Source organism: Kitasatospora sp. RG8, assembly GCF_017813315.1.
Classification (GTDB): Bacteria; Actinomycetota; Actinomycetes; order Streptomycetales; family Streptomycetaceae; genus Kitasatospora.
This window is the reverse complement of record NZ_JAGIYX010000008.1, coordinates 170,161-183,625: the sequence shown is the minus strand read 5'-3', so window position 1 is coordinate 183,625 and position 13,465 is coordinate 170,161. Positions and strand designations below refer to the sequence as shown.

The 13,465-nt window shown below is 75.7% G+C and carries 13 protein-coding genes; 3 read left to right on the top strand and 10 right to left on the bottom strand.

Going from position 1 to position 13,465, the window contains the following annotated elements; all coding sequences use genetic code 11:
• Positions 1 to 65: 65 nt before the first annotated feature.
• Positions 66 to 452: a roadblock/LC7 domain-containing protein gene (locus J5Y04_RS15155; RefSeq protein ID WP_307853121.1), complete on the top strand. Its 387-nt coding sequence runs from the start codon at positions 66 to 68 to the stop codon at positions 450 to 452.
• Positions 453 to 545: 93 nt separating this feature from the next.
• A complete protein-coding gene (locus tag J5Y04_RS15150; RefSeq protein ID WP_148641412.1) occupies positions 546 to 920 on the top strand; it encodes a hypothetical protein in 375 nt (124 codons plus the stop codon).
• A gap of 228 nt (positions 921 to 1,148) precedes the next feature.
• Here J5Y04_RS15150 and J5Y04_RS15145 read toward each other — a convergent pair whose 3' ends face one another.
• The 8 genes from J5Y04_RS15145 to J5Y04_RS15110 all read right to left on the bottom strand — a co-directional run bounded on the left by J5Y04_RS15145 (position 1,149) and on the right by J5Y04_RS15110 (position 9,153).
• Positions 1,149 to 1,544: a DUF6188 family protein gene (locus tag J5Y04_RS15145; RefSeq protein WP_209412524.1), complete on the bottom strand. Its 396-nt coding sequence runs from the start codon at positions 1,542 to 1,544 to the stop codon at positions 1,149 to 1,151.
• Positions 1,545 to 1,869: 325 nt separating this feature from the next.
• Entirely contained in the window at positions 1,870 to 2,994 is a 1,125-nt protein-coding gene (locus J5Y04_RS15140) for an NUDIX domain-containing protein (RefSeq protein WP_209412523.1), read from the bottom strand.
• Between the two features lie 110 nt (positions 2,995 to 3,104).
• Positions 3,105 to 3,647, bottom strand: coding sequence for an MOSC domain-containing protein (locus J5Y04_RS15135; RefSeq protein ID WP_209412522.1), 543 nt, complete (start codon positions 3,645 to 3,647; stop codon positions 3,105 to 3,107).
• A gap of 59 nt (positions 3,648 to 3,706) precedes the next feature.
• Entirely contained in the window at positions 3,707 to 4,588 is an 882-nt protein-coding gene (locus J5Y04_RS15130) for an SGNH/GDSL hydrolase family protein (RefSeq protein WP_307853120.1), read from the bottom strand.
• Positions 4,589 to 4,822: 234 nt separating this feature from the next.
• Positions 4,823 to 6,109 (bottom strand): glycosyltransferase, encoded by a 1,287-nt coding sequence (locus J5Y04_RS15125; protein WP_209412520.1) that lies wholly within the window; start codon positions 6,107 to 6,109, stop codon positions 4,823 to 4,825.
• Positions 6,106 to 7,395, bottom strand: coding sequence for a glycosyltransferase family 1 protein (locus J5Y04_RS15120; RefSeq protein WP_209412519.1), 1,290 nt, complete (start codon positions 7,393 to 7,395; stop codon positions 6,106 to 6,108). Before J5Y04_RS15120 ends, J5Y04_RS15125 begins: the two co-directional genes overlap by 4 nt.
• 133 nt (positions 7,396 to 7,528) lie before the next feature.
• Positions 7,529 to 7,720, bottom strand: coding sequence for a DUF1508 domain-containing protein (locus J5Y04_RS15115; RefSeq protein WP_148641405.1), 192 nt, complete (start codon positions 7,718 to 7,720; stop codon positions 7,529 to 7,531).
• Positions 7,721 to 8,145: 425 nt separating this feature from the next.
• A complete protein-coding gene (locus J5Y04_RS15110) occupies positions 8,146 to 9,153 on the bottom strand; it encodes a hypothetical protein (protein WP_209412518.1) in 1,008 nt (335 codons plus the stop codon).
• A 241-nt stretch (positions 9,154 to 9,394) separates the two neighbouring features.
• Here J5Y04_RS15110 and J5Y04_RS15105 point away from each other — a divergent pair, with 241 nt between their 5' ends.
• The gene (locus tag J5Y04_RS15105; RefSeq protein ID WP_209412517.1) at positions 9,395 to 11,290 is read left to right on the top strand and encodes a serine/threonine-protein kinase; all 1,896 of its coding nucleotides are present in this window, start codon (positions 9,395 to 9,397) and stop codon (positions 11,288 to 11,290) included.
• A 78-nt stretch (positions 11,291 to 11,368) separates the two neighbouring features.
• Here the strand turns inward: J5Y04_RS15105 and J5Y04_RS15100 are convergent, their stop codons facing one another.
• Both J5Y04_RS15100 and J5Y04_RS15095 read right to left on the bottom strand, forming a co-directional pair.
• Positions 11,369 to 11,575: a hypothetical protein gene (locus J5Y04_RS15100; protein ID WP_209412516.1), complete on the bottom strand. Its 207-nt coding sequence runs from the start codon at positions 11,573 to 11,575 to the stop codon at positions 11,369 to 11,371.
• Positions 11,576 to 11,874: 299 nt separating this feature from the next.
• A complete protein-coding gene (locus J5Y04_RS15095) occupies positions 11,875 to 13,275 on the bottom strand; it encodes an MFS transporter (RefSeq protein WP_209412515.1) in 1,401 nt (466 codons plus the stop codon).
• Between the last annotated feature and the right edge of the window lie 190 nt (positions 13,276 to 13,465).

Below are 13,465 nucleotides of genomic sequence, written 5' to 3'. Positions count from 1 at the left end.
ACCCCGCTCTCACGGTCATGAGGCGGGCGCTCAAGCAGCGTGTCGGAAGGAGACAACTGATCGCCTTGGAGACCGAGCTGCTGGCCGAACTGCGGGCCCTCAGGCACCGGGTCCCGCACCTCGCGGGCGGTCTGGTGGCCAGCGTGGACGGCCTGTTGGTCGCGCACGACACCCACGGGGCCGAGCCCTCCGGTCTGGCCGCGATGACCGCCGCCTCGCTGAGCCTGGCCCAGCGGCTCGCGGACACCACCGGGCAGGGCGAGTTCCGGGAGTCGCTGGTGCGCGGCGAGTACGGGTACATCGGCACCTACGCGGCGGGCGGCAGCTGTGTGCTCACCCTGCTGGCGCACCCGGACGTGAACGTCGGCCGGCTGCACCTGGAGGCCCGCCGCTCCGCCCGGCGCATCGCAACCCTGATCAACGACTCGCTGACCCCCAAGGACCCTCCGTAGGCGCATCCCGCACCTTTCGGCCCCATCCGACCCGACCGAACCTTCCGACCTTCCCCACCCTTCCGATCTTCCGAACGAACTGGAGAAACCGACATGACGGACGCAGCCGGCGCGCTCAAGCAGACCATGACCGCGATCGAGGGCGCCCTCGGCGCAGCCCTCGTCGACTACAACAGCGGCATGGCCCTCGCCACCCTCGACGGCCCCGGAGGGTTCGACCTCAACGTCGCCGCGGCCGGGAACACCGACGTGGTCCGGGCCAAGATGCGCACGATGGACATGCTCGGGCTGCAGGACGGTATCGAGGACATCCTCATCACCCTCAGCAGCCAGTACCACCTGATCCGCCCGCTCACCGGCCGCGGGGGCAAGGGCCTGTTCCTCTACCTCGCGCTGGACAAGGGTCGCGCCAACCTGGCGATGGCCCGGCACCAGCTGACGAAGATCGAGAACGAACTGGAGGTCTGACGCGTCGGGCGGTGCTGCCGACCCGGCCGCCCGTCCCGGCGGCCGGCCCCCGCGTCGCGCGGCGCGGGGACCGGCCGGTCGGTGGCGTCGGCCGGTGGCGTGGGCCGGACGGCCGGTGGCGTCGGCCGGTCCGGCCCGGGCTGACCGGGGCCTGCCAGGGCTGCATCGGGCCGACCCGGGACGCCCGGGCCGACCCGGGACGCCCGGGCCGACCCGGGACTTCCGGGCTCACCCGCTGGGCGTCGCCTGGTCGCCCGCCCACGCCACCTCGCCGCCCGCCAGCCCCGCGCAGACGGTGCCCTCGGGCGTGACGACGCTCCAGGGCGCGACCTGCGCGTGCGGCGGCACGGACAGCACGGCGTCACCGTCGAAGGCCAGCTCCAGCCCGCCCGCCATGGTCACCCGGGCGGCGCCGAGCGTCCGGCCCACCAGGCCGAGCAGCGCGCCGGACGGGCGGAGGGTCAGGGCGGGGAAGAAGTGGTCCACCTCGGTGGGCGTCGCGAACACGAACTCGTGCGCCACCCGGACGGTCACCGGCCCGTCGAGCGTGATGTCGAGCCAGCCGCCGCCGCCGACCGCCGCCACCCGGCGGCCGGCCAGTACCCTCCCGATCGCGTTCTGCATGGGCCCAGTGTGGACCAGGAACACCGTTCTGGTCCGGCGGTCCAGCGGTCCAGCGGTCCAGCGGTCCGGTACTCCGGCGGTCCGGCGGTCCGCCTCCGCCCGCCCGCCTCCGTCCGCCCGCCGTCGGCGCGCCCGTCCGCCCGCCGTCGGAGCGCGCGGCGCTGCGCGCGCCGGTCAGCCGTCGCGTGCGCCCGCAGGCCCGTCCGCCTCCAGGCGCATGCGACGGCTGACCGCGGGCCGGCCGTCCGCAGGCCGCCGCCCTCCATCAGCCCGCGTCAGCCGCCCGCCGGTAGCCGCCTTCCGCCAGCCCTCCGTCAGCCCGCCGTCAGTCCGCAGGCCGCCCGCCGACCAGTTCGGCCGGGCCGCCCGCGCGGGCGCGGGTGGCGAGGGCGGCCGCCGTCCGGGCCCAGGAGGAGCCGGACAGCAGCGCCCGGGCCCGGGCCGGGTCGCAGAGCTGCCACTCGACCAGCTCGTCCTCGGCCAGGGCGATCGAGGCGAGCTGTTCCTCCGTCACCGTCCCGCCGTCGAAGACGTACACCAGGACGGCGGTGTCCCGGCCGCTCGCCCGGTCCGCGTCCCGTCCGGGCAGCCAGTCGAGGGCCAGCAGCCGGCCCGGTTCGCACTCCCAGCCCAGCTCCTCGCGGACCTCGCGCCGGGCCGCGGCCCGGGGCAGCTCGCGGTCCGCCTCGATGCCGCCGCCGGGCAGCACCCAGTACGGCTCCTCGCCGCCCGGGCCCGGCCACGGGCGCAGCCGCACCAGCAGCACCCGCCCGTCCGCGTCGGTGAACAGCGTCCGCGCCTTGGCCCGGATCCGTGGGCGGGTGGCGATGAACGTCTCCCGGTCCAGCGGGGGAGCGGCGGGCTCCGCCGGGGGCAGGTCGGGCGTGCCGGTGAGCGTGACCCCGGCCAGCCGGGTGTACGCGGGCGGCGGCCCGGCCGCCAGGTGGTCGAGGGTGTGCCCGGCGGGCATGCCGTCCTCGAGTTCGAGCGGCCCGGCGTCCCGCGGCGCCCGCAGGCAGGCGCTCACCCGGCGGGAGAGCCGCGGCGGCAGGGCGTGGCCCGCCTGCTCCGGTGTCAGCCACGCCCAGCCGCCGACCTCCGCCGGGTCCGGCGTGAACGCGGCCAGCTCCTGGGGGGTGAGCGGGTCACCCCAGTAGAGGTGTGCGGCGACCGGCGGCCGATAGTCGTCGAGCGTCCAGTCGATGCAGGCCAACGGCCCGAGCCTGGGGGTGAACCCCAGCTCCTCCTCGATCTCCCGCACGGCCGTCCGGCGCGGGGAGAGGTCCCGCGGCTCCCATCCGCCGCCGGAGACCGCCAGCGGATGCTTCCGGTCGTACGGCAGCCGGACGACCAGCACCCGGCCCTGCGCGTCCGGGAACAGCACTCCGGCGGCGGCCAGCAACTCGCGTCCCGCACGACCGTCCAGGCCGCCCGCAGACTCCGACGTCACCACGGCAAGTCCCTCCGTCGAACCGGGTGGACGACCCCCGCCCGCCCGCCTGGCAGGACAGCCCCGCCCACCCCGACGGTTCCCCGCCGACCCGCGGGCCGAACCCGCCGTCAGACCCGTTCGAGGGGCCGGTGCGGCCCTTCCGGCAGCTCCACGGCGATAGCGTCGCCGGGCCGGACCACGCCGCCGGTCCGGACGACGCCCATGATGCCGGCCCTGCGGACGACGTTCCCGGCCTCGTCCCGGCCGACGACCTGCTTCAGCAGCCCGTCCTGGAAGTTGTCGATCTGGGCGCACGGATTGCGCAGGCCGGTGACCTCGACGACCGCCTCGCCGCCGATCCGCAGCAGCGCTCCGACGGGCAGGCCGAGCAGGTCGACGCCCCGGGTGGTGACGTTCTCGCCGAGATCGCCCGGCCGTACGGCGAAGCCGGCCGCGCCCACCTCGGCGAAGAGCTCCTCGTGGACGAGGTGGACCTGCCGCAGGTTGGGCTGGGTCGGGTCCTGCGCGACCCGCGAGCGGTGCCTGACCGTGACCCCGGCCTGGACGTCCCCCTCCACACCGAGCCCGGCGAGCAGGGTGATGGCGGCCCGGTTGGGCTTGGTGAACGAGTACTCGCCGTTGCTGCTGACTGCCGTGACCGATCCGCTCATTCGGCGGCCCCCTCCGTACGTGGCGCTGATCGCAGCGCCTCTGATCGTGACCGTGCCCGTCAGGAGGGTAGCTTCAGGCAGCCGGCCGACGGATCCCCCGCCCCGGCCCGGCCGAGCGAGGCGAGCGCCGCGGCCGCCGCGCGAACCATCTGCTCGTCCTGGCGGCCGGTGGCCCCGCGGAGCCGGGTGAAACCCTCGACGGCGGCCAGTGCGAGCAGGCCGGGGAGCAGATCGGTGCTGCGGTCGGAGACCCAGCGGGTGCCCCGGGTCGCCATCCACCACAGGTCCGCCAGCGCGCCCGGCGGGGGCTCGGCGGGTTCGGTGGCGGGGGCCGGTCCGAGCGGGCGGCCGGCGGCGGTGAGCAGGTCGTGGAAGCCGCGGGCGATCAGGTGGTGCCCCTCGGCGCTCGGGTGGAGCCGGTCCACGCTCAGCAGCTGCCGCCGCGCCGTCCACGGCAGCTCGGCGATGTGCAGGTGGACGGTCCGGTGACGGGCCGAGAGCGCGTGCACCACCGTGTTGACCGCGCGCATCCGGCGGGCCAGCGGACGGGCGAGCGGCTGCGGAAGCCGCAGCAGCGTGCCCGGGTCGGGCAGGCACGCGGTGAGCACCAGCGCGCCGGTGCGGGCCAGCTCACGGAAGGTGGTGTCCAGCTCCCGCGCGGTGCGGCCGACGTCGAACCCGGCCCGCAGGGTGTCGTTGCCTCCGACGACCACGGCCGCCACCGCCGGGCGCAGCGCCAGGGCGACGGGCAGCTGCTCCGCCGTCAGATCGGTGCTGAGGGCGCCGCTGCGCGCCAGATTGGTGAACTCGACGCCGGCCCCGGCCGGCGCCAGCGACCGTGCGAGCAACGCGGCCCAGCCCCGCCACCCGCCGGCCACCGGGTCGCCGACCCCCTCCGTGAGGGAGTCCCCGAGCGCCACGAACCGGACGGGCCCGGCCACCCGTCGCCCTCCCGGCCCCCGGGCTCCGCCCGGAACCGCCGCACCGCCCCCGCCCCCGACCGCGTCCCCGACCGTCACCGTGCTCACTGCCTGCCTCCTGACTCCGCGTCCCTCACCGCCGGAGTGGGAAGTCGGCGGGTCCGACGTCCCACTCCGGTCCTGCCTCGCCTCTCCGGGCAGCGGCCCCCGGGGGGCACCGGGAGCAGGAAGTCGGCCCGTCCGACTTCCCATGCGCTACCGGCCCGCCTCGCCTGCCCGGGACGCCGAGGCGGTGTCCCCGCCGGCGCCATCCATCCCGGCCTGCTCCGTTCCCGCGCCGTAGGCCCTCGCGCCGTCCGTTCCCGCGCCGTCGGTCCCCGCGCCGTCCGTTCCCGCGCCGAGTGGCCTCGCGCCGTGGGCGGCCAGGAAGGCGGTGACGGCGGCGGGCCAGCCGTACTGTTCCGCCTGGGCGCGCGCCGTACGGCGCCGGGCCGCCTCGGGGCGGGCGAGCAGCGTGGCGACGGCCTCCGCGAAGCCCGCGCCGGTGTCCGCGGCGGCCACGCCTGCCGGCCCGACCAGCCCGGGGAGCGCCGAGGAGCGGCTGACCGCCACCGGCGTGCCGCAGGCGAGCGCCTCCATCGCGGCGAGCCCGAAGGTCTCGACCGGTCCCGGGGCGAGCACCACGTCGGCGCAGCCGAGCAGCCGGGCCAGCGCGTCGCGGCCGCCGACGTGCCCGAGGAAGTGCACGGGCAGCCGGAGCCGGGCGGCCCGGGCGGCGAGCCGCGGGCGGAGCGGCCCGGTGCCCGCCACCACGAGGACGGCCGGGACCCGGCGGGCACGCAGCACGGCGAGCGCGTCGACCGCCCGCTCGGGGTGCTTCTCGGTGGAGAGCCGTGAGCAGAGCACCAGGAGCACCTGCCCCGGCTCCGCGTACCGGGCCCGTTCCGCCGCCCGCTCCGCGTCCGTCGGGGGCCGCATCCCGGTGAGGTCCACACCGAGCGGTGCGCGCGCCAGGTTCCGCACGCCCAGGCGGCGGAACTCGGCCGCCGCCCAGTCCGTCGTGCAGACCACCGTGTCGTACGCCCGCGCCGTCAGACCGTTGAGCCGGTCGGCGGCGGCCCCGGCGAGCGGGGCGGGCAGGCCCCAGGTGCGGAGCAGTCCGGCGGCGCTCTCGTGCGACACCATGACCGAGCGGACGCCGTGCCGCCGCGCCCACCCGCCGGTCCAGCGCAGGGTGGTGCGGTCGGACACCTCCAGCCGGTCGGGCGCGAGCCGGGTGAGCTCGTGGGTGACGGCCTGCCGGTCGGTGAGCACCCGGTAGCCGCCGCTGCCGGGCAGGACGGGCCCGGGCAGGGTGACGACCAGGCCCTGCTCGGTCTCCTCCTCGGTACGCCGCGCGCCGGGCACGACGAGCACCGGGACGTGCCCGGCGGCGCGGTAGCCGGCCCCGAGGTGGCGCAGCGCCGTGCGCAGTCCGCCGGAGACGGGGGTGACGAAGTTCGCCACCCGGACGATCCGCAGCGGGCCTCCGTGTCCGGTCATGCCGTCAGCTCCTCCACCACCGGGGAGGCCGGCGCGGCCGCAACGGCAGGTACGTCCGGGGCAGGCGCCGCGGTCGGTGCGGCCGGTACGGTCGGCACGGGCACGGCCGGCGGGGCCTCGGCGGCCGCCGCCGGAGCGACTCCCCGGTGCTCCGCCAGCACCTCCGCGTAGTGCCGCAGCAGCAGGTCCCCGACCGCCTCCCAGGTACGGGCGGTCACCTCCGCCCGCCCGGCGTTCCCGTAACGGGCCCGCAGGGCGGCGTCGGCGGCCAGGGTCCCGACCGCCCGGGCGACGGCGGCGCCGTCCCGGGGCGGGACCAGCAGGCCGGTCCGGTGGTGGGCGACGAGGTCGAGCGGCCCGCCGACGGCCGGGCCGATCACCGGGACGCCGCTGGCCATCGCCTCCTGGATGGTCTGGCAGAAGGTCTCCAGCGGACCGGTGTGCACGAACACGTCCAGGGTGGCGAAGCAGCGGGCGAGGTCGTCGCCGGTCCGGCGGCCGAGGAAGACCGCGCCGGGCATCGCGGCCCTGAGCCCGGCGGCGGACGGCCCGTCCCCGATGACGACGACCCGTACCCCGGGCAGTGCCGAGGCGGCGGCCAGCAGGTCGACCCGCTTCTCGGGCGCGAGCCGGCCGACGTACCCGACCAGCACCTCCCCGCCGGGGGCGAGCGTCCGGTGCAGCGCCTCGTCGCGGTGGCGCGGGTGGAAGCGGACCGAGTCGACCCCGCGCGGCCAGAGCTGGACCCTGGGCACGCCGTGCGCGGTGAGGTCCTGCGCCGCCGGGGTCGACGGCGCGAGGGTGCGGGCGGCGGCCCGGTGGATGGTGCGGATGCGGTGCCAGGCCGCGGCCTCGCCGAGCCGGCGCCCGGCCCGGTAGGCGTGCGCGTAGCCGGCGAGGTCGGTCTGGTAGACGGCGACGGCGGGGACGCCGAGCCGTGCGGCGGCCTGCATGCCGCGCGCGCCGAGCACGAACGGGCTGGCCAGGTGGACCAGGTCGGGCCGGTGCCCGGCGACGGCGGCGGTGAGCTGCCGGCCGGGCAGGGCGATCCGCACCTGCGGGTACCCGGGCAGCGGGACGGAGGGGACGCGGACGACCGGCAGTTCGGCTGCGGCCGGTCCGGCCCCGAAGGTGTGCGGAGGGCAGTCGGCGCCTCGCGCGGGAGCCGGGGTGATGACGAGTGGCTGGTGGCCCCGGCGGACCAGGTGCTCGGCCGTCCGCAGCACGCTGTGGGCGACTCCGTTGACCTCGGGAGGGAAGGATTCGGTGACGATGGCGACGCGCATGCCTGAGTTGTGTCCGGGTCCGGCGTGCACACGGCCAAAGGGATCTGTCGTACAAACGAACGCGGGTCGGCGATTTGTGCCGCCGACCCGCGCTCCACCCTCATCCCGCCGCCAGCGGCGGGAGCCCGACCGCTCAGGCCGGACCGGCCGCCGATTCCTTGAGCTCCGCGTAGGGCGCGAGCTTGCGGATCGACTCGATGCTCTTGATGCAGTCGTCCCGGCTCTCCTGCGGGTCTCCGGTGACCACGACGGAGCCGTTGCTCGCCTTGAGCCGGAACCGGTGCATGCCGGTCTCGTCGGTGTACAGCTCGAACTTTCCAGCCATCAGGTCCTTCACCTCTCGGTCGGGTAACCCCCTCGAACGGCAACGTAGGACCAAATACCCTCCACCGCTTGCCAGATGAGGCATTCGGGTGTCTCCGCCAAACGGGTCACCGGCGTCCGGTACGGATCAGAGCGGACGGCTCCGGTGGTGACCCTCCGGGGACATGTCGGCAGGGGGATCCGGAGAGCCCTCGACGGCGAGCGGGTGGCGGCCGGTCGTCGCTGCTCGACCAGCTCCGCGCCGTCGGAGTTCCGGCCCGGCGTGCCCAGGCCTCAGCGATCCGCCACCGGTTTCCTCCGTACCCCGCACCCGTGGCCGGAGGATGACGTCTACGCCGATGGACTCGCGGAGATGACGGAGCGGCGGCGAGCCCACGGAGACCCCGACAATCCTGTCCCGCCCGGCCTTCCGGAGAACGTGCCGCGTCAGCATCCTCGGTCGTAGATCGCCCGCAGCCACGGTTCCCGGACGGCGGGAATCCGCGCGAGCGTGTACCGGAACGCCTCCGTGGACGGCTGGAACGGGTACCACGGGTGCGGCGGCAGCGGGTCGTCCCGCGCCACGCCTGCCGGCAGCCCGCCGACCACCGGCAGCCGGGTCCGGTGTGGAGGAAAGGCGAGCTCGGCCCAGAGCGCGGCATCCATGGGTACCGGCACCGCCCCGGCCTGCGGCTGCCACATGTCTCCGGTCTGCGGGTGGACCGGCACCAGCACCAGGTCGGCGGCCGGCTCGCCGAGCCCCGGTCCCGCCAGGTCCAGCCTCTTCGCGCTCTCCCCTGCGGGAAGCAGCGCGCCGAGTGCCCGGCCGAGGAGCTCCGCCACCGGCCCGGGTGCCACTTCGACCGGCGCGCCCCCGGCGGCCACCACCACCTGGGCGAGAGCCACGCCCGCCGGGATGTCCCGGTACTCGCTCAGCCGGTGCCACAGCGCGCCGGTGGCCAGCAGCTCCGCCCAACCCATGATCGGCCGCTCCGGCGGGCCGGGCAGCCGCACGACCGCCTCCGGGACGAGCCGGACGACCTGCCAGCACCCGCAGTCGTCCAACCTCGTTCCCACCGGCAGATCGCAGCCCAGGCAGGCGAGGTTCGGCCCGTCCCTCCCGTCGATCCCCATGCAGTAGCCATCGGCCCGTTCGAGGATCAGCCCGGTGTTGCGCATGTCGCCGGGCGCGAGGAGAACGGTGTCCGACGGCCCGTCGGACAGCACGCCGAACGGCTCGAAGCGCCCCCGCGCCGCCGCCTCGCGGGCCCCGGCCTCGTCCCACTGCCGCCACGGCGGCCCGAACGGTGCGGGGTCGACGGCGTAGGACCCGGCCTCCAGCAGCGGTGGGTGCAGCGTCTCCCAGTGGGTGTCGGCCAGGTGGATCGGCAACGCCACCTCCGACACCGCCGCCGTCAGGACCGCACCGCAGCCCGCACACCCGAACACCGCCAAGCTGTCCCCTCCCGCCGTCGAAGCCCCTGCATCCCACCAAGCGGGCGGACCGGCGAGCAAGGGGTTTTCGGACGACGCCGAACGCCCCACCGAAGGGCAGAGCGGGCGACGACCCGGCCGTGGCTGCGGCCGACTGACCGATGTCGCCGCTCGATCGGGCACCGGCGTTGTGAAATGGCCTTCGTGACGGGGGAATGACGGCCGCTCGCTATCATGACGCCGGTCGACGAGGGGATATGCGGTGGCAGCCGTGGGCGACGGGGTGGCGGGCGAAGGGGCGTACGAGGGGCTGGTCATCGCCGGGCGATACCGGCTGGTCCGGCGTCTGGGGGCCGGTGGGTTCGGGCAGGTCTGGCAGGCGACCGACACCGCCCTGCACGTCGACGTCGCCGTCAAGCAGGTCTGGCTGGCCCCTTCGATGAGTCCGGCCCAGGCCGACGAGCGGCTGGTCCGGGCGCAGCGGGAGGCCCGCAGCGCCGCCCGGCTGCGCGACCACCCGCACGTCGTCGCGGTGCACGACGTGCTCGTGGCGGACGGCGTGCCGTGGACGGTGATGCAGCTGATCACCGGGGGCTCGCTGGCGGACCGGCTGGCGGCGGACGGACCGCTGGCGCCGGAGACGGTGGCCCGGATCGGTGCCGCGGTGCTGTCGGCGCTGGGCGCGGCGCACGCGGCGGGCATCGTCCACCGGGACGTGAAGCCGGCCAACATCATGCTGGCCGACGACGGCCAGGTGCTGCTCACCGACTTCGGCATCGCCCTGCGGCACGAGGACACCGCGCTCACCGCGACCGGCGCCGTCATCGGGTCGATCGAGTACATGGCGCCGGAGCGGATCCATGGCCAGGACGACGGACCGGCCGGGGACCTCTTCTCGCTCGGCGTCTCGCTGTACCAGGCGGTCGAGGGCCTGTCCCCGTTCCAGCGCGCCACCCCGACCGCCTCGCTGCTGGCCGTCGTCTCGGACGAGGCGCCGCCTGCGCGGCGGGCGGGGGCGCTCGCGCCCGTGATCGAGGGCCTGATGACGAAGGACCCGCTGCGCAGGCTCTCTTTCCACGAGGCCGCCGCGCTGCTGGGCCGGGCGGCCGCCGCGCCCGTTCCCGGGTCGGCGGATCCGGCGGTCCCGGCGGTCCCGGCGGCCGGCGTACCCGTACCCGTACCCGCCGCTCCTGCTCCGGCTCCTTCTCCCGGACCCGCCGCCTTCGTGACCGGGCCGGTGGCCCCGGCCCCCGTACCAGCGGCGGGCAGTACCGGGGCTCCGGGCGTCATCGACGCGTACGCCGGGCCCACCGTTCCGGCGCAGTCCGTCACCGGGCCGACCCTGCCGGTACCGCCTGCCGCCGGGCCGACCCTGCCCGCCGTAGTGCCCGCTGCCGTGCCCGCACCGCACGTCACTGTGCCCGAGGTGTCCGCCGCTGACCCGTCGGACCCCGCTGACCCCGCGGACACGACGGACTCCGCGGGGCGGCCGCGGCGGCGGACGTGGCCGGTGATCACCGCGTCGCTCCTCGCGGGGGCCGCCGCGCTGGGGGTGGCCTTCGCCGTGCCCTACTTCTCCGAGACCAGCACCATCCGGGCGAAGCTGCTGCACAAGAGCGACATGCCGTCCGGGTACTACGAGAACTCCGGCGCGGGGGACATGGGCTACGGGCGCCCCGTCGGGGGCACCTGGCCCTGCGAGGCGCGCAACCGCGAAACCCGCTGGAAGCACACGCAGGACGACACCGCGGAGTTCTTCTACAAGTCGGCCGCCGGTGCGGCGGAGCGGTACTCGTTCAACGAGCAGCTCAAGGAGGCCGACGCCGCCGAGGTGGCCCGGACGATGCAGTCCGTCCGGGACCAGTTGAGCGGGTGCCCGTCGTTCACCGCGAAGATCAAGTTCAGCGGCGACCCCCAGAGCTGTGAGGTGACCGTCAAGCCCCTGCCGGCCCCGGCGATCGGCGGCGACGTGGTGGCCCGTCGTGAGACCTACACCTGTACCGAGAACGGCATCACCTACGCACCCGCCGTCGTGGACAAGGTCACCACCGCCAAGGGCGGGTACCTCGTCGAGTTCTTCGCGACGGAATCACGGCCCTTCCCGCCCGCAGGGCAGGTCGAGGCCCTGATGACGAAGGCCCTCGGCAAGCTCCCCTGACATCGGTACGGGGCGGAACGCCGGACGCCCCGGCCGCTCGGTGCGGTCGGGGCGTCCGGGTGGCGCTGGAACGGCAGGTCAGCCGTTGCTCCGGCTGAACGCCTCCAGCCAGGCGAGCTTCGGGCCGAAGAGGCCGACCGAGGCCGCGCCCGTGGCGAGGCCGGAGGCCGAAGAGGGCTGCGGGGCCTCGCTGTGCGCCACCGCCGTGGTGGGCACGGCGACCGCGGCCGCAGCCGCCAGGACCGCGGTGACGGCGAACTTGCAGAGCGTTCCACGAACAGACATCTCATGCCTTCCAGGTGTTCCCAGCTCTTCGGCCGGCCCTGCGGCCGGACGGCCGACCCGGGCGGGCAAAGAGGCGTCCTGTGGGGACGCCCTGCAAACGTTGGCATGCGAACGTGTGGATTTGGCCGTTTTGCCACCGGAGAGGTGCGAACGAGTGATGGAGACAACCCGGTCGGGTGAACCGTCCGGGTGGCCGGCTCAGCAGCGGCCCGACGCGGAGCGGGCCGCCGGCCCCGGGGTCGCTCCGTCCGCCGTGCCGTCCGCCGCTTCGCCGACCGCCCCACCGGTCGGACCGGACGTCATCTCACCGGCCGGACCGGGTGTGCCTCGGCGGCCGGCGCGGGAGCCGAGCTGCCGGCCTCCGCAGGGGCGGACGTCGTCGTCGCCGGGGTGGGCCGCATGGTCGCCAGTCGCCGTTCGCAGGTCCGGCGCTGGACGACGGAGAGCCCGGCGACCGCCGCCCCGAGCCCGAGCCAGCCGACGGGGCCGGCCGTCATCACCACGCCGGTCAGCAGCAGCGGTCCGGCGGACTTCTGGATGGACTGGGCCATGCCGGCCACGCCCAGGTAGGACGCCCGGGCCCGGTCGGGCGCGAGCGAGACGGCCAGCTCCCAGGAGGTCACCGACCGCACCAGCTCGGCGGCGGTCACCAGGACCGCCGTGACCAGCAGGGCGATCGACGCGCTCCAGGCCCCGCCCCCGGTGCCGAACGCCAGGACGACGCAGGTCGCGAGCATCGCCACTCCGTACAGGGCCACCGCGGCCGCCGCCCGGTGCGGCCCCTCGGCCCGCGCCGACACCCGCAGTTGGAGCAGGACGACCAGTGCGGTGTTGACCACCAGGAAGACCGGGACGAAGGCGTGCGGCGCCGAGGTGTGGTTCACCAGCCAGAGCGGCAGTCCGACGTTGAGCAGCGAGTCGTCCAGGCACATCGGGATGTCGAGCAGGACGAAGCGCAGGTAGCCGCCGTCCCGCCAGGGGCTGGGCGCCGGCCCTTCCGCGGCGGTTTCGACGGCGGTTCCGGCGGCCGTGTCCGGTCCGGCACCGGCCTGCGCCGCCATCCGCCCGGCGCCGGCCTGCGCCGCCACCCGCCCGCCGCCGTGCGGCTCCCGGGTGCGCCACACCAGGGCCGCGGTCACCGCGTACGAGAGCGCGTTGGCCAGGACCAGCGCCCGGTAGGCGTTCTCCGTCCCCACGGCCAGACCGATCGCCGCGACCCCGGCCCCCAGTGCCACCCCGGCGTTGGCGGCGCTGCGGGTGAGCGCCTGGTAGGTCGAGCGCCGCTCGCCCGTCGCCCGCGTGGCGAAGAGCATCTCCAGCGTCTTGGCGGCGCGTTCGGCCAGGCAGACGAGGGCGATGACGGGCAGCAGGGCGGCGTAGCTGTCGCAGAGCAGCAGCAGCACCATCGCGCCCAGTCGCACCAGGTGACTCCAGATCAGCAGTCCCCGAACCGTGAACCGTCCGGCGAGCTGCCCCGCCAGCGGCGACCCGGCGATGCCCGCCACGGCGGCGACGCCCAGCAGGATGCCGACCTGTTGGGCGTCCAGCCGTGTCACGAAGGTGAAGTACAGTACCGAGGCCGCCGCCCAGACCCCCGATCCGGCCCGGTCCAGGAACTGGGCGAGCAGCATGATCCGCCCGTCCCGTCCTCCGGGTGGTCGGCGCAGCTGTGCCAGTAGCCCGCCCTCGTTCCGTCCCATGGCCTGCCACTCCCCGTTTCCCCGTTGTGGTGCTCGGGGAGCAGCCTGCCGGAGATGAATCTCGACGTCAAGATACTTGATGTCGACAGACCTCTCGCCGTCCTGGCGACCGCCGTCGTTGCGCCAGTCGTCATGGCGACTGCTGCCGTTGCGACCGCCGCCGCCGCCGTTGTCGTCGCCGCCGCCGCTG